The organism is Pedobacter sp. Leaf176, from assembly GCF_001424305.1.
Taxonomy (GTDB): Bacteria; Bacteroidota; Bacteroidia; order Sphingobacteriales; family Sphingobacteriaceae; genus Pedobacter.
The window spans coordinates 943,122-960,438 of sequence record NZ_LMPD01000001.1 but is presented as its reverse complement, the minus strand read 5'-3'; the positions used below and the strand labels follow the sequence as shown (position 1 = coordinate 960,438).

General features: G+C 37.4%; 15 protein-coding genes. 13 read left to right on the top strand and 2 right to left on the bottom strand.

What is annotated here, in order from left to right:
* Window positions 1-1,605, bottom strand: a complete 1,605-nt coding sequence (locus ASF92_RS04345; protein ID WP_056088285.1) for a SulP family inorganic anion transporter — start codon at window positions 1,603-1,605, stop codon at window positions 1-3.
* Between the two features lie 138 nt (window positions 1,606-1,743).
* The gene (locus ASF92_RS04340) at window positions 1,744-2,088 is read right to left on the bottom strand and encodes a hypothetical protein (RefSeq protein WP_056088282.1); all 345 of its coding nucleotides are present in this window, start codon (window positions 2,086-2,088) and stop codon (window positions 1,744-1,746) included.
* Window positions 2,089-2,388: 300 nt separating this feature from the next.
* Between ASF92_RS04340 and ASF92_RS04335 the strand changes: the two genes are divergently transcribed.
* The 13 genes from ASF92_RS04335 (at window position 2,389) to ASF92_RS04275 (ending at window position 17,158) form a co-directional block, all read left to right on the top strand.
* Window positions 2,389-3,930 (top strand): acyl-CoA carboxylase subunit beta, encoded by a 1,542-nt coding sequence (locus tag ASF92_RS04335; RefSeq protein WP_056088279.1) that lies wholly within the window; start codon window positions 2,389-2,391, stop codon window positions 3,928-3,930.
* A 66-nt stretch (window positions 3,931-3,996) separates the two neighbouring features.
* Window positions 3,997-5,154 (top strand): MFS transporter, encoded by a 1,158-nt coding sequence (locus ASF92_RS04330; protein WP_056088276.1) that lies wholly within the window; start codon window positions 3,997-3,999, stop codon window positions 5,152-5,154.
* Window positions 5,155-5,577, top strand: coding sequence for a GNAT family N-acetyltransferase (locus ASF92_RS04325; RefSeq protein ID WP_056088273.1), 423 nt, complete (start codon window positions 5,155-5,157; stop codon window positions 5,575-5,577).
* 117 nt (window positions 5,578-5,694) lie between these two features.
* The gene (locus ASF92_RS04320) at window positions 5,695-6,810 is read left to right on the top strand and encodes a M42 family metallopeptidase (RefSeq protein WP_056088270.1); all 1,116 of its coding nucleotides are present in this window, start codon (window positions 5,695-5,697) and stop codon (window positions 6,808-6,810) included.
* 205 nt (window positions 6,811-7,015) lie between these two features.
* Window positions 7,016-7,489, top strand: coding sequence for a hypothetical protein (locus ASF92_RS04315; RefSeq protein ID WP_056088268.1), 474 nt, complete (start codon window positions 7,016-7,018; stop codon window positions 7,487-7,489).
* Window positions 7,490-7,491: 2 nt separating this feature from the next.
* Window positions 7,492-7,908, top strand: a complete 417-nt coding sequence (locus ASF92_RS04310) for a DUF1801 domain-containing protein (protein ID WP_056088265.1) — start codon at window positions 7,492-7,494, stop codon at window positions 7,906-7,908.
* A 230-nt stretch (window positions 7,909-8,138) separates the two neighbouring features.
* A complete protein-coding gene (locus ASF92_RS04305) occupies window positions 8,139-10,556 on the top strand; it encodes a S9 family peptidase (RefSeq protein WP_056088262.1) in 2,418 nt (805 codons plus the stop codon).
* Between the two features lie 139 nt (window positions 10,557-10,695).
* Window positions 10,696-11,583, top strand: a complete 888-nt coding sequence (locus ASF92_RS04300; RefSeq protein ID WP_056088260.1) for a DnaJ C-terminal domain-containing protein — start codon at window positions 10,696-10,698, stop codon at window positions 11,581-11,583.
* 5 nt (window positions 11,584-11,588) lie between these two features.
* On the top strand, window positions 11,589-11,885 hold the full coding sequence (locus ASF92_RS04295) for a chaperone modulator CbpM (RefSeq protein ID WP_056088257.1): 297 nt from the start codon (window positions 11,589-11,591) through the stop codon (window positions 11,883-11,885).
* Window positions 11,886-11,969: 84 nt separating this feature from the next.
* Entirely contained in the window at window positions 11,970-13,544 is a 1,575-nt protein-coding gene (locus ASF92_RS04290; protein ID WP_056088253.1) for a helicase HerA-like domain-containing protein, read from the top strand.
* 255 nt (window positions 13,545-13,799) lie between these two features.
* The gene (locus ASF92_RS04285) at window positions 13,800-14,699 is read left to right on the top strand and encodes a sugar phosphate nucleotidyltransferase (RefSeq protein WP_056088249.1); all 900 of its coding nucleotides are present in this window, start codon (window positions 13,800-13,802) and stop codon (window positions 14,697-14,699) included.
* Window positions 14,690-15,766 carry a phosphotransferase enzyme family protein gene (locus ASF92_RS04280; RefSeq protein WP_056088246.1) on the top strand — a complete coding sequence of 359 codons (1,077 nt, stop codon included), beginning with the start codon at window positions 14,690-14,692 and terminating at the stop codon, window positions 15,764-15,766. The genes ASF92_RS04285 and ASF92_RS04280 overlap by 10 nt, the downstream gene beginning before the upstream one ends.
* Window positions 15,767-15,823: 57 nt before the next feature.
* On the top strand, window positions 15,824-17,158 hold the full coding sequence (locus tag ASF92_RS04275) for a hypothetical protein (protein WP_056088244.1): 1,335 nt from the start codon (window positions 15,824-15,826) through the stop codon (window positions 17,156-17,158).
* The last annotated feature ends 159 nt before the right edge of the window (window positions 17,159-17,317 follow it).

Sequence of the window (17,317 nt, the reverse complement as noted above, 5' to 3'; positions counted from 1 at the left end):
TTATCTATTAATGTCTTCTACTATTTTATTGGTTAATTTTGGCACAGAATAATGTTTCTGCACGTTCTCTAAGGTTACAATAATGCCTTTGGTATAAGCATTATGTTTATAATTAAAAATGGTTTCTAAAACATCCGGGTCAATGTACCGGGCATTTGTACCATCAATAATCACATTTGTTTCTCTTGGAATATTCGTTAAAACTACTTGTATCGCTGCTTTATTAAGAAATGAAACTTCTTCAGCAAGTTTAATTCTGATGTTCTTTTTGTCGCCTTCATTTGTAATTCTGTAAAAGAATGGATTACGCATGTTGGTGCGCAACAAATAGAAAATAGAAACCAGCATACCAATGGCAACGCCTTTTAGCAAATCGCTAAACAATACCGCCAGTACGGTTACTACAAACGGCACAAATTGATCCCAACCTTTATGGTACATGTGTTTGAATAAACTTATCCGAGTTAGCTTATATCCGGTTACTAATAAAATTGCCGCCAGACACGACAAAGGAATCATATTAATTACTTGAGGAATAAATAACAAGGAAAGCAATAGCCAAATACCATGAAAAATTGCTGACATCTTAGTTCTTCCACCTGCGTTTACATTTGCTGAGCTTCTTACGATTACAGAAGTCATTGGTAAACCGCCTACCATACCGCTGGCAATATTCCCTAAACCCTGCGCTATCAACTCCCTGTTTGTTGGCGAAACACGTTTAATAGGATCTATTTTATCTATGGCTTCGATGCTTAATAAGGTCTCCAAACTCGCAACAACAGCAATGGTTATCGCAACAATGTAAACGTTCTTATTGGCAAGCTGAGAAAAATCGGGCAGAGTAAACAAGCCCATAAACTCACTGAAACCATTCACAACAGGTATTTTAACCATTTGATCGGGACGAAGCGGGTGGTCGGTTCCACCAAAAACAATTGTGCCGATAATACCCAAAGCGACTACCAGCAGCGGTGCCGGAACAACGGCAAGCCTTGGGAATTTCGGCCATATGATTAAGATTGCTATCGATAACAAACTGATAATTACCGCCGCCAGACTGAAGTGGCTTAATGCTGCTGTTATTGCAGAAAATGTATTTTCGTGATCTTGCTGAAAGAAACCTTCATCACCGGAGAAATCTGTATCTACCCCCAGGGCATGGGGAAGCTGTTTTAAAATCAGAATTAATCCGATAGCTGCCAACATCCCTTCTATTACGCTAGATGGAAAATAGTTGCCAATGGTGCCAGCTTTAACCAATCCTAAAATTAATTGGAAAACACCTGCTAATACCACCGCGAGTAAAAATATTGGATAGGAGCCTAAAGAGGTAATCGCACCTAAAACAATTACAGTTAAACCTGCGGCAGGACCACTTACACTTAATTGTGAACCGCTAAATGAGCCGACAACAATTCCTCCGATAATTCCGGTTATTAAACCGGCAAATAAAGGCGCCCCGGAAGCTAGCGCAATACCTAAACACAGTGGCAAGGCCACTAAAAACACCACGATACTCGATGGTAAATCTTTCTTTAAATTCTTTTTAAGAATATATTTTTTCACGTCCGAACCTGAAAAGGCCGGGTTAAACTTTTGCATAACAATGTAATTATCTGGTAAATTTTAACGAATAAAATCGTAGTGCAACAGCGAAAAAATGTTTATAACAAGAACACGCACATATTCAGCGCACCTCTGTTACCAATAAATTTCAAAAATTACTGTTACACTCAAAAACTAGATAAAGTTGGGTGGCGGCGTCGGTACCGCAGGATGATATGGGTCTACATATCGTCGGAAATGTTCTACAAAACTGCTTTTGAGAACAAAATGATTTGAGGAGAATTCGTAAGAAAAGATAGGATGATTTAATTCGACAAGTTTAAAATCGGTGAACTTGGATGTGTCTTTGGCGGCATCCTTTCCGCCATCATGCTCTAACTCAATCTGCATGATTACGGCATTCATGATTTCCTTGTCAATACAGGTACAAAAAACAGGTGCGCCAGAAATTACCATCTTCGCACTGAAGATGAGTATGAAGGCTGCAACAATTTTATACTTGTGTTTTCTCAAAAACATTTAACGGATTCTAATTCTATTCTAATGTAATCACAAATTTAAACGGATAATTGGTTTTTCAATACTTTAAGCTGTAAAAAAAATGTAATTATAAGAAATTGGTTCTCCATTTTACAGTTAAACCTATTGATACCAAACATTCTATTCGAAAAACCAATATTTATTTTCAGCATTCATCTACAACAATTCCAATATTTAACGGCCCATAATTAATAACAATTCTTTTCCAGTGTAAATAACGATAAGCAAACATGGTATTCCCGATTGTAATTTTTAATTTTAAAAACTCATACTCCTAACATGGATAAGAAAATAGCACAGCTTCGGGATAAAATAGAACAGGCCAACCTTGGCGGTGGACAGGCCAGAATTGATGGTCAGCATAAAAAAGGCAAGTTAACGGCCAGGGAACGCATCCATTTTTTAATAGACGATGGTAGTTTTGAAGAAATTGGCATGTTGGTTACCCATCGCAGCACGGATTTTGGCATGGAACGCGAACAATACCCCGGCGATGGTGTAGTTACAGGATATGGAACTATCAATGGCCGCCTTACCTATGTTTTTTCGCAGGATTTTACTGTATTCGGAGGCTCACTTTCGGAAACTCATGCAGAGAAGATTTGCAAACTCATGGATATGGCAATGAAAAATGGTGCGCCATTGATTGGTTTAAATGATAGCGGCGGCGCACGTATTCAGGAAGGTGTTGTCTCTTTAGGTGGCTATGCCGATATCTTTTATAAAAACGTTCAGGCTTCAGGAGTAATTCCGCAGCTATCTGCGATTATGGGGCCTTGTGCTGGTGGCGCAGTATACTCACCTGCCATTACAGATTTCATTCTGATGGTAGAAAATACTTCTTACATGTTCGTAACCGGTCCAAACGTGGTTAAAACAGTAACGCATGAAGAAGTGACTTCTGAAGAACTAGGCGGTGCAAATACGCATGCGACAAAATCAGGGGTTACACATTTTGCCTGTGCAAACGAAATCGAAGCGATAACTCATCTTAAAAAGCTTTTAACTTACATGCCGCAAAATTGCGAAGAAATTACCGTGCATTTGCCTTATGAACCTGGAGATGAAAGCCGTCCACAGCTTAATAATTTTATGCCTGAGAATGCATCTCAGCCTTACGATATTCGGGAAATAATCTCGGTGGTAGCAGATGAGGAAAGTTTTCTGGAAGTGCATAAAGACTATGCCGAAAATATTGTTGTAGGCTTTGCCCGTTTGGCCGGAAGGAGTATTGGAGTTGTTGCCAATCAACCCGCCTATTTAGCTGGTGTATTAGATAGCAATTCTTCAACCAAAGCGGCTCGCTTCGTTCGCTTTTGCGATTGCTTTAACATTCCACTATTGGTTTTTGAAGATGTTCCAGGTTTTCTGCCAGGCACCGACCAGGAGTGGAACGGCATTATCACGAATGGGGCAAAATTATTGTATGCTTTTAGCGAAGCCACGGTGCCGAGAATTACGGTAATTACCAGAAAAGCGTATGGCGGCGCTTATGATGTAATGAACAGCAAGCATATTGGCGCTGACATGAATTATGCCTGGCCAAGTGCTGAAATTGCCGTAATGGGTGCAAAAGGCGCCGCGGAAATTATTTTTAAAAAAGAAATTACATCAGCAGAAAATCCACAGGAAAAATGGCTGGAAAAAGAAAAATTATACTCTGATATATTCGCGAATCCCTATCGTGCTGCAGAACGCGGCTTTGTTGATGAGGTTATTGAGCCCTCACAAACGCGGATAAAGTTGATAAAAGCTTTCAAAATGTTAGAAAATAAAGTGGTGAACAATCCGCCTAAGAAACATGGAAATATACCTTTGTGATTAAGATTAAAGATAAAGGAGCAAAGAATAAGGATTAGTAGCTCAACTTCACTTTCAACTCATTAAATGTTAAAACGAGCCGATATCATTTTAATGGCCTTTTGCACAGGCTTAATTGTAGCAAATATTTACTATTGCCAGCCACTGGTTATTTTGGTTGCCGAGGATTTTAAGCTGACGGAAAGTTACGCTGGTCGAATTACTTATCTCACTCAAATAGGTTACGCCTTAGGCTTATTTCTTTTGGTTCCGCTGGGCGATATGTTCGAGCGTAAAAAGCAAATTTTAGTGATAACAGGTTTGGCCATTTTAGCACTTTTAGCCGCAGCGCTTTCAAGAACATTTTTTCTGCTCGAAATTGCTTCGATATTAATTGGCGCCTGTTCAATTGTACCTCAGCTTATCTTACCCTTGGCGGCCAATTTAAGTTCTGATGAAAATCGCGGTGCAAACATCGGAATGATTATGAGCGGTTTGTTGGTAGGCATCCTGGCATCAAGGGCTGTAAGTGGGAGCATTGGTTTCTGGCTGGGCTGGCGAGCCATGTACTACATTGCCGCCGGAATTTGTGCCTTGCTTATCGTACTAATGGCGAAACGTTTTCCGCAAAGTTATCCTGGTTTTAAAGGTAGTTACAAAGAATTGATGACTTCGATGTTTAGCTATATTAAAACCCAAGCCGTGTTACGCGAAACATCCGTTATTAACTTTTTAGCTTTCGCAATTATCAGCGCTTTCTGGACAACCATGGTTTTGTTTCTGGCAAATCCACCATTCAGTTATCAAACCCTTCAAATTGGTTTATTTGGTATTGCGGGTGCTGCCGGCGCATTGGCTGCGCCCTTGGTTGGGAAGCTGAGTGATGGCAATAACCCACGGAAAAACTTAATGATTGGCTTCATCTTGCAAATTGTTAGCGTTGGATTATTTTATTTTACAGGAAGCCATCTGTACCTTTTTATAATCGGGATTGTTTTGATTGATATAGGTCAGCAAGCCATTCATGTAACCAACCAAACCCGAATTTACACCTTAATTCCTGAAGCCAGGAATAGATTAAACACCATATTTATGTCGGTAAGTTTTATTGGTGCAAGCTGTGGTTCGGCGCTTGGACTATATCTTTGGGATAAAGGCGGCTGGAATTTATTTTGCTATGGTATGACAGGAATTATCGTTTTGAATAGCTTAATTTACAAGTTCTACGGAAACAAGAAATTCTAAATGGAAGCACTGATTCAAATAGAGCAAATTTTTCCTTCTCTAACATGGCGGATTAGGCACGAAGCTATGTATCCCGATATGCCTTTCGATTCGGTTAAGCTGAAAGACGATTTTGAAGGTGTGCATTTCGGCTTATATGCAGACCACAAGTTAACTGGTGTAGTTTCACTATTTTCACAAGGTGATGTGTATCAATTTAGAAAACTTGCCGTTTTGCCGGGAGCACAAAAATTGGGCTACGGAACTAAATTGATCCAATATATCTTAGATTTTTGTAAAATTCAGAAAGCTACCGAGCTTTGGTGCAATGCCCGTGTTAATGCAAAAGAATTTTATTTTAAATTTGGCTTCCGCGAAACGGAAGACACCTTTTATAAAGATGGCTACGATTTCGTGATAATGGAAAAAAAACTTAAATATTAGATTACCACCAAGACACGAAGAACAGTAATAAAGGTTTTTAATTGCTTTGAAAATGGCTGTAAAACCGAGGGCATTAAGCCGAATATTTGTGCCTTTGTGGTAAAAAGAAAAATAAATATGGCGAAGAAAAAAGAAGACGACAAGAAAAAACATGTTGCAGTTGTAACCAAAAAATCGTTACAATTTCTTGAAGAATATATAAACAACCCTGCACCAACTGGCTATGAATGGGAAGGCCAAAAACTCTGGTTAAATTACCTTAAACCTTATATCGACGAACATTTCGTTGATAATTATGGAACAGCAGTTGGCGTCATCAATCCAAAAGCGGCTTATAAAGTGGTTATTGAAGCACACGCCGATGAAATTTCGTGGTATGTCAATTACATCACCAATGATGGTTTAATTTACGTGATTCGGAATGGCGGATCCGACCATCAGATTGCACCATCAAAACGCGTTAACATCCATACCGAAAAAGGTTTGGTCAAAGCTGTATTTGGCTGGCCGGCAATTCACACGCGCCATGGCGAAAAAGAACAGGCTCCAGAGCTTAAAAATATCTTTTTAGATTGTGGTTGCACTTCAAAAGAAGAAGTAGAAAAATTGGGCATCCACGTGGGTTGTGTAATTACTTATGAAGATGAGTTTATGGTTTTAAACGACCGTTATTATGTTGGTCGTGCTCTAGATAATCGCGTTGGTGGTTTCATGATTGCCGAGGTTGCCCGTTTATTAAAAGAGAACAAGAAAAAACTGCCTTTTGGCTTATACATTGTTAATTCTGTGCAGGAAGAAATTGGTTTACGTGGTGCAGAAATGATTGCCCAACGCATTAAACCAAACGTAGCCATTGTTACTGATGTAACACATGATACCACTACGCCAATGATTAACAAAAATACTCAGGGCGATTTAGCAGCAGGTAAAGGTCCGGTAGTTTCTTATGCACCAGCTGTTCAAACCAACCTGAATAAGTTATTAATTAAAACTGCTGAGAAAAATGAAATTCCATTCCAACGCCAGGCATCATCACGTTCTACCGGAACAGATACGGATGCTTTTGCTTACTCAAATGGCGGTGTTCCATCTGCTTTGATTTCTTTACCATTGCGTTATATGCATACAACTGTGGAAATGGTTCATAAAGAAGACGTGGATAATGTGATCAGCTTGATTTATGAAAGTTTATTAAACATAAAAGACGGACAGGATTTTAGAGAATTCAAATAAACCTGCATCATCTTCATTGCTAGCAGCTTATCGACGTGGCAACGTTTTTACAGAACAGGGTCTAAGATTAGTTTTCTTAGACCTTTTTTATATTCTAATTTATACAGGAATTATTGCTAATCAACGAATTATCATTCTTTAAGTATCAAATAAAAACATCTTAGTATTTTCGTGTTTTATTATTGAAAATTAAACCTAAAAAAAGATGTACATAAGTTCTATCACTAAAACTAAATATGCTTTTGCTTTAATAGCTGTTTTATTTATTTCCGTTTCAGCAAAAGTTGATCCTTATAAATTTAAACCTGCTGAAACCTGTGAAAAAGTGCTAAAATACTATATTAAAGCAGGCAAAGAAAATGGCAAAGAATTTAAGCTGAATGCTGACATTACAGTTAATCCAATTAACTTAATAAATGTAAATTTAGAATTACCGAATCAAACAAAATCGAAATTCGATATTATTATTGATTCTTTTGATTGCAATTTGAATGCCGATTTAACTAAAGGTTCTGCTTTGTATAAAGGCTATATTAAACACGAGAACGGAGACGCAACAAATGCGGTGATTAAAATTTCCCGGGATGAAAACGGAAAACTAACGATTTCAAACGCAGACCCTGAGCAAAACAGTGGTTTAATATTGTATGTTGATAAATGGGATGTTTTTGAGAATTAGTTATGGCATATAATAAAACAACCGAAAACGATAATAGTGTTGCTGCATTTTTAAATACGGTAGCAGACGAAATTAAACGCAAAGATGGTTTCGAGTTATTGAAGCTATTTGAGGAAGCATCCTATTTCAAAGCTAAAATGTGGGGAACTGCGATAATCGGCTTCGGCAGTTATCATTATAAGTACGAAAGTGGACGCGAAAGCAATGCGCCACTCACCGGCTTTTCGCCAAGGAAAGACTCTTTTGCACTCTATTTTTCATCGGAGCTGAAAAATAAAGCACAACTTCTGTACAGTTTAGGCAAGCATAAAACCGGAAAAGCCTGCGTTTATATCAAAACACTCGAAGATATTAATAAGGAAATCCTAAAACAGATGATAATCAATTCAATAGACGATATTAAAAGCAGACATCCCTAAAGCGCATGTCATTTTGCAGATAAACACTTATTTAGTTCAATAAGCTTAATTGAACAGATAGCCCGGAGCCCAATTTTATGAGTGGAAAGACCACATGCTAAAGCCGGAGTGATTTGCAAAAAGAACACTACCCTGGTTTCTAATAATTTCTAGCGTGTAAATTACAAGTTACGCGGTATTTTTAGCGGTTTATTTTGCAATATTTGAATATCAAATAAACCAACCGGATTATGTTTCAAAAACTACACCTCTATTTTTTAATAGCTGCCACTTGCGTTTCCATAAATGCCGCCGCGCAGGATGCCGTAAGCTATCAAGCACCTCCAAAAGAAATTGCTGATTTATTACTGGCAAAACCAACTCCAGGTGTCAGTCTGGATGATAAAGCAGAATGGATTTTATTTAGTGAAAGAAATTCCTATCCATCAGTAGAAGAGCTGGCCATGCCCGAATATCGCATTGCAGGTATAAGGTTAAACCCAAACAATTATTCGCCGAGCCGAATTACGTATATCAATAATTTTAGTCTAAAGAGCATTAAAGCTGATAAAACTTTCCAGGTAACCGGTTTACCATCGCCTTTGTATGCCAGCAACATCAGCTGGAATCCAGCTCAAACTAAAATTGCGTTTACAAACACCACCCAAAAAGGTGTAGATTTATATATACTTGATATCGCAACAAAAAAAGCAACTAAAACGAATAAGGCGTTTTTGAATGTTGTTTTAGGCAGCGGTTTAACCTGGTTAAACGACAATACAATTATATATAGAGCCGTTACAAAACCTGCCAGTGCTGCCCCGGTAAAACCGTTAATGCCAAAAGGGCCAACGGTTCAGCAAAACCTGGGTAAGGCGGCACCTAGTCCAACTTATCAGGATTTGATAAAATCGCCGTTTGATGAACAGCTTTTTGAGTTTTATGGAACATCACAATTAGTGAAAAATACAGGAGGAATTGAAATACCGATTGGTAAGCCTGCCATTTATTCATCGGTAAGCCTTTCTCCTGATAAAACTTATATGTTGATCGAAACCCTTCGCAAACCATTTTCCTATTTAGTTACTGCGAATGGATTTCCATCAACCGTTGCGGTTACCGATTTAGCAGGAAAACCAGTTAAAATTTTGGCTGAATTGCCGTCTTCTGAAGGTACGCCATCAGGTTATGATAACACCCAAAATGTTCCTCGTGGTTTCGATTGGAGAGATGATGAACCTGCAACAATCACCTGGTCTAAACCTTTAGATAGTGGCTTAATCAAGAAGAATGTGCCTTTTCACGACGCAGTTTATTCACTGAGCGCACCATTTACCGGTACTGAAAAAGAATTATTCAAAACACAAACACGTTACCGTGGTGTGCAATGGGGTAATGCAACTTTAGCTTTGGTGATGGAAGGCCTTAGAAGCAAACAAACCAACAAAATAAGTATTTACAATCCTACCACCGGCAAAATAGAAGAGTTATACACACGTAACCAAACGGATGCCTACGGAAATCCAGGTACACCGGTTACGACTAAAAACAAATATGGCCGTCCTGTGATTCACACAATAGATAATGGTACGAAACTATTGATGAACAACACGGTTGGTTCATCAGAAAAAGGAGATTTACCTTTTCTTGCTAAATTCGATTTGGCTACTAAAAAGAATGAAATTATCTGGCGCAGTGCAGAAGGCACATTTGAATATGTAAGTGATGTTATTGACCCTGATAAACTTATCCTGTTTACAAGAAAGGAAAGTCAGAAATTGGTTCCTAACTATTACATCAAAAACCTTGTGCTTCGCGTTGCAGATAGACAGGTGACGGATTTCGCAAACCCCTATCCTTCATTAAACGGTGTTGCAAAAGAAAAAATTTCTTACAAACGTGCTGATGGCGTTGATCTAACCGGCGATTTGTATCTACCGAAAGGTTATAATAAGGAAAAAGACGGTCCCTTGCCAACAATAATATGGGCCTATCCGCGTGAGTTTAATTCTGCTACAGATGCAGCTCAAATTCGTGGTTCAAAAGATAAATTTACAGCAATTGCCTGGGGTTCGCCAATTTACTGGGTAACTCGTGGATATGCAGTTTTAGATAATGCAGAAATGCCAATTGTGGCTAAAGATGGTAAGAAGCCAAACGATACTTTTGTAGATCAGTTAAGCTTAAACGCTGAAGCAGCAATTAACAAATTGGCAGATTTAGGTGTTGGCGATAGAAAAAGAATGGCCGTTGGTGGACATAGTTATGGCGCATTTATGACGGCTAACCTCTTAGCACACACTAAATTATTCGCCGCAGGTATTGCACGAAGTGGCGCATACAACCGCACACTTACACCTTTTGGGTTCCAAAATGAAGACCGTACATATTGGCAGGCACCTCAGTTATACTATGAAATGAGTCCATTTAGCTACGCCGATAAGATTAAAACGCCTCTATTATTAATCCACGGCGATTCCGATGATAACACCGGTACCTTCCCAATAAATAGCGAGCGTTTATTCGCAGCCATCAAAGGTTCAGGCGGTACCGTTCGTTTTGTATTTTTACCATATGAAGCACATGGCTATCGTGGCAAAGAAAATATTTTGCATGCCCTTTGGGAGCAAGACCAATGGTTAGAAAAATATGTGAAAAACAAAAAATAAAATCTCTTCTCTGTCTCTGAAAATGCCCCGTTTACCGGGGCATTTTTGTTTACATTAGCGTTGTTCGAGGTTAATAGCTAATTTTGCATCTTCAAAAAATAAAACCCGAACATTCAAATTACTAATTTGTTTTAGCCTTATGGAATACATAGATTACTATAAAGTTCTTGAAATTAAAAAAGATGCATCAACAGATGATATTAAAAAAGCCTATCGCAAGCTGGCCAGAAAATACCATCCTGATTTGAATCCTAATAATGAGGAGGCTAACAAAAAATTCCAGCAGATAAATGAGGCTAATGAAGTTTTAAGCGACCCCGAAAAACGTAAGAAATACGATCGCTATGGCAACGACTGGCAACATGCCGATCAATTTAATGCACAGCAACAACAGCGACAATCACAAGGCAGAAGCAGAAATAGTGGTGGTGGGTTCTCGGGTTTTGGTGGTGATGATTTTTCCGATTTCTTCTCCTCCATGTTTGGCGGCGGTGGTGCGCGCAGCAGTAGTCGTTCACCATTTAAAGGACAGGATTACAGCTCTGAATTGAATTTAAATTTGCTTGACGCCTACACAACTCATAAGCAAACCCTTACGGTAAATGGTAAACAAGTTCGGATTACAATTCCAGCTGGTGTAGAAAACGGACAAAAAATAAAATTATCCGGTTATGGTGCACCTGGTCCAAATAACGGTCCGGCAGGAGATTTATACATTTCATTTAATATATCTGAACACCCCAAATTCAAAAGAAAAGGCAACGACATACACATACAAGAAGAAGTAGATTTATATACGGCGATATTGGGAGGTGAAAAAATTATCGAAACCTTAAATGGAAAAGTAAAACTTAACATCCCGGCAGGAACTCAGCCAGATACGATCTTAAGACTGAAAGGCAAGGGTTTCCCGGTTTATAAAAAAGAAAACCAATTTGGCGACCTTTACGTTAAATGGCAAATTAAATTACCAATCAAATTAAACGCTAAACAAAAAGACTTATTTGAACAACTCTCCAAACTCTAATCAATATGGAAACTAATTTCATTTCAGTTGATGATTTTTGCGGACATTATAAAGTAGAAATTAACTTTATTAAATCTTTAGAAGAATACGGTTTAATTAAAACAAAGTTGATAAAAAAAACCAAGTTTATTAACTCTGATGACCTGGCTGGATTAGAGCGTCACATAAGGCTTTATAAAGACCTGGATATTAATCTGGCAGGCTTACACGCTGTCTCGCTCCTGCTTAACCAACTAGAAATTTTGCAAAAGAAAGTTGATGCGCTTAACAATGAAATGAACTATTATAGGCAAATACATTGATTTGGATTAATGTTGTCGAAGGTCATGACAAAAAAATCCCTTTTTTAATATTAGTTTATTAAATTGAACCTTAAAATCGAAAAAATGAGTGATTCATCCTTAAAGTTTATTGAAAAAATAAAAGCATCTTATGCCCCCACAGGCTCCTACATATATCTGGGAGCGGGCATTTTAGACGGGCAGGTATATGCTGATGCCGAGGTAAATCTCTCTTTAAAAATGATGAATAGGCACGGCTTAATCGCTGGTGCAACTGGTACAGGAAAGACACGAACGCTTCAACTACTTGCAGAACAACTGTCTGACGCGGGCGTACCGGTTTTCATGCTCGACGTAAAAGGCGATTTATCAGGACTGAATCAACCAGGAAGTATTAACCCAAAAATAGAGGAAAGAGCTGCACAGTTAAAAAAAATCTTCAATCCTACTGGTTTCCCTGTTGAAATTTATTCGCTTTCCGGAAAACTTGGGGCACAGATGCGCGCAACGGTCTTAGAGTTTGGCCCGACACTGCTTTCCAAAGTACTGGATTTAAACGACACCCAATCTGGTGTTATGGCTGTTATCTTCAAATATGCAGATGATAACAAAATGCCAATAATCGATCTCAACGATTTAAAGAAATTAGTTTCGTATTTATCTGAGGGTGCAGGTGCGAAAGAAATTAAAGAAAGTTACGGCAGTATTTCGACCTCCACATCAGGAACCATTTTAAGAAAAATTGTCGCAATCGAACAACAAGGTTTGGCAGGTATGTTTGGCGAAAAATCTTTCGATGCCGAAGATTTGTTTGAACGGGTAGATGGTAAAGGCGTTATCAGTCTGCTGAATATTGCTGATGTGCAAAACCAGCCCATTTTGTATTCTACATTTTTATTAAGCCTGCTTGCCGAACTTTTCACCACCCTACCCGAAGTTGGCGATTTGGATAAACCAAAATTGGTGTTCTTTTTTGACGAAGCCCACCTGCTTTTCAAAAATTCATCTAAAGCTTTTTTAGAGCAAATCGAAACCATCATCAGGTTAATCCGTTCAAAAGGTGTAGGAGTTTTCTTCTGTACACAAGCGCCAACAGATGTACCTGAAAGTGTTTTAGGTCAACTTGGAAACCGCGTTCAACACGCATTAAGAGCATTCACGCCAAACGATGCAGACGCCTTGAAGAAAACGGTCAATACTTATCCAAAGTCCGATTTTTATGAAATCGATAAAGTGCTTACATCATTAGGCACAGGCCAGGCGCTTGTTACGGTGTTAAATGAGAAAGGCATACCCACAGAAGTTTCGGCAACCCTGCTTACACCGCCAAGATCCATCATGGGACCGTTAACCGCAACAGATTTTGAAAATGCTGTTAGCGGAAGCCAGATGTATACTAAATATAAAGATCAAGTTGATCCTGAAAGTGCCTATGATATTTTAACCAAAAGAATCAATGATCAAACCGCTGCTGTGGAGCAAAAGAAGCAGGAAGCTGAAGCACAAAAACAAGCAGAGTTAGAGAACAAACCGAAACCTGGTGAGAAAAGTTTAGTAGAACAGGTTATGGGTGCCACAATTACACGTCAAATTGGAAAAGAAATTGTTCGCGGAATTTTCGGTATGTTAACAGGCAAAAAAACCCGCACGAAAAGTGGCGGCGGATTGTTTGGATTTTAATTCAAAGGTGTGAATTAGTACCTGTACTTCTGCGAAAGAAAATAATTAACACAACCTGTAGCTATTCTTTGTTAATAAAGTGGAACAACGGCAAAAATTACTACAAATAATTAAACTATTATAACTTTATTTGATAGAATATTCCATCGTACAATTAGAAACATGGATCTTAATAACTTTTTAACTATTTAAATCATTAATTAAAATTAATGCCTACCTAATCAAAAATTGACTAGGTATTATTATTTTCGCAATATGAAACCTACGCTATTAATCCTGGCTGCCGGAATGGCGAGCCGTTACGGAAGCATGAAACAAATTGATGGATTTGGCCCAAATGGCGAAACCATTATTGATTATTCTATTTATGATGCAATTAAAGCCGGATTTGGCAAGGTTGTATTTATAATCAAGGAAGAGTTTGTAGATAATTTTAAATCTATTTTCGAACCTAAATTAAATGGAAGAATAGAAACTGATTATGTTTTCCAGAATTTTGATCTGAAACAATTTGGAATTGAAGAAGAAATATACCGTGAAAAGCCTTGGGGAACTGCTCACGCAATTCTCTCTGCGAGGAAAGTTGTAAAAGAACCATTTTGTGTTATCAATGCGGATGACTATTATGGCTACGATGCATTTAAAAAAATGGTTGATTTCTTATCTGATGAGGCGTCTGATAGCAATTTCTCCATAATAGGCTACGAGGTGGGTAAAACACTTTCTGAATTTGGAGCTGTATCCCGCGGTGTTTGTAAAGTTGACTCAGCAGGAAACCTCGAAGAGATTGTAGAAAGGACGAAAGTTTATCCAAAGGATGGTAAAATTTTCTATGAGGAGGATGGCGAAGAATTCCCTATAGGTTTTGACACACCTGTTTCAATGAATTTCTGGGGATTTACACCAACAGTTTTCAAGATCACAGAAAAATTATTTGTAGAATTTGCAGAAGCAAATAAAGATAAACCTAAATCAGAATTTTTCATTCCTTTAATCGGAGAAAACCTTGTAAAAACAGGTGAAGCCACTTTCAAAGTCGTTCCAACATCTAATAAATGGTTTGGTGTAACTTACAAAGAAGATAAGCCTTATGTTCAGGACAGTATTAACCAATTGGTTAAAAACGGAACGTATCCGGAAAAACTATGGAACTAGGTTTAGATGCCAAAGTTTTAGAAGCATACGGATTTACTAAAGAAAATGTCAAGATAACACATATAGGTACGGGGTTAATTAACCGTACCTACTTGCTTTCGACCTTACCAGAAGATAAAAAATATATTCTTCAAAATATTAATACATCTGTTTTTACAAAACCACAAGCTATTGCCGATAACCTCAAAGCAATAGCTGATTACTTAGTCAGAACATATCCCAACTATCCTTTCATAAAACCAATTTCTACGGTTAACGGGGAAGAAATGGCTCAAATCCATAATGAGCATTGGAGAATGTTGCCTTACGTTCCACATACCGTCTCTTTAGATGTTTTAAGCGATCCCCAGCAAGCTTATGAAGCAGCAAAGCAGTTTGGAAAGTTAAGTCGATTACTGAATAATTTCGACGCGTCCATTCTGGAGCCAACAATACCTGGCTTTCATGATTTAGGATTGCGTTTTGAACAATTTACATTGGCTCTAAACACTACAACGCAAAACTTGAAGAATAAAGCCAAACCACAAATTGATGCTGCTCTAGAGCATAAATACATCCTCGACTATTTTAAATCATACTCGCATAGAGCAGATTTCCCCGACCGTGTTATGCATCACGATACTAAAATCAGTAACGTTTTGCTAAATGATAAAACTTATGAAGGTGTTTGCGTTATAGATTTGGACACCATTATGCCAGGGAAATTTATTTCTGATTTAGGTGACATGATGCGAACCTATCTTTGTGCATATTCAGAAAATGAAACTGATTTAAATAAAATAAAAATTCGCTTACCATATTTTGAAGCATTGATAAAGGGCTATTTATCGGAAATAAAAGCCCATTTAACCAAAACTGAGAAAGAACTTATTTTATTTTCAGGGCGTTATATGACTTACATGCAAGCCTTGCGATTTCTAAGCGATTTTTTAAACAACAATATATATTATACTACAAATTATCCAACACAAAATTTGGATAGGGCAAAAAATCAGTTTAAATTACTCTACGAATTATCTCTGAACGAAAAGGAGCTACAAGACATTATCGAAGAAAATATAGTTTAAATTTATTATGCGAAAACACAGTAAGCTTAAGAAAGATTTCCAACTATTTACAAGCTTATGATTGCTTTCGATATTGATAAACAGACGTTGGATGACTTAGAAATATTCAGCTCCGACAGCAATCAAAAATCACTTTTCAACCTATTTAATCAGACTTGTACAATTGAGGGTACATCAGCTTTGAAGCTAATTTTCAAGAATCCGCTTACAAACATTGAGTTAATTTCTGAGAGAAAAAAATTAATTGAATACCTGCAAATAAGTGCGTTAGATTTCAATCTGGATAAAGAAACTGTAGATTTTATTGAATTTTATTTAAGGCAAAATCATCGTCCCAAAAAACCATCTTTACTTTTTGAGATTCGAAAAGCCGTATCAGATTATATTAAACCTACCAGGGAGTTATATTTAAAAAAAAGAGGAGTAAAGGAAGTTTTAGACTTAATTGCTTATACGGAAAACCTTTTATCAAAATTAGATTCCAAAGAGAATTTTACCTTTTTAAAACGGCTGCATAATTTAATTGCCAGCTTAAAAAACAATAAACACATTGAAAATTATCTGTGCCAGGAAAAGTTTAAGCTAACTTCTTCGAAATTGTCTGTTTTTGATTTTGAAATAAGAACCATAGAGCTCAATAAAATAAATGAATCATTAACACTTCTATATGAGTTGGATGCATACTTTTCTATAGCTAAAACCGCTAAGAAATACAATTTATCGTATCCCGTTATTAATAACGATAAAGAAAAACGGGTTGCAATAAAAGGATTGAAACATATTTTTGTTGAGAATGCAGTATCAAACAATATCGTTTTGTCCACGGATAAAAACGTTTCGTTTATTACAGGCGTAAATATGGCGGGAAAATCGACTCTGCTCAAATCAATTGCGATTGCGGTATATCTTGCTCATCTGGGTTTTCCTGTTCCTGCAGAAGAAATGAATACCAGTGTTTTTAGCGGGTTGATTACAACCATTAATATTTCCGACAATTTAAGCGAAGGTTATAGTCATTTTTATAGCGAAGTTCGAAGAGTAAAAGAAGTGACGAAAAAAATCGACGAATCAAAAAACATGTTAATCATTTTTGATGAACTATTTCGGGGAACAAACGTGAAAGATGCGCATGAAGCATCAGTTTCAATAATTAACGCTTTTTCAAAAATCAAAAATTGTTTGTTTTTAGTTTCAACTCATATCATTGAAGTTGCTGAAGACTTGATTCAAAATAAAAATATCGATTTTAATTTTCTTGAAACTAAAATGATTGATGGCAAACCAAGTTTCTCTCATAAATTGAAAACTGGTATAACGGCTGATAGAATGGGCCTATGGATTATTAAAAATGAAGGAATATTGGAAATCCTGGATAGGAATGCGAATAGGTAATATTATCTGGTTGATAAATAGCCAACAAGCACGAAGCGTAATTTTTTAAGCCAGATTATAGCTAAAATATTTTTGATTAAGCCTACAAGGTTTTTAAACTTCACAAAAAACACAGAACCATTCAGTTACAAAAAAGTCGTCATTGTGAGGCACGAAGCA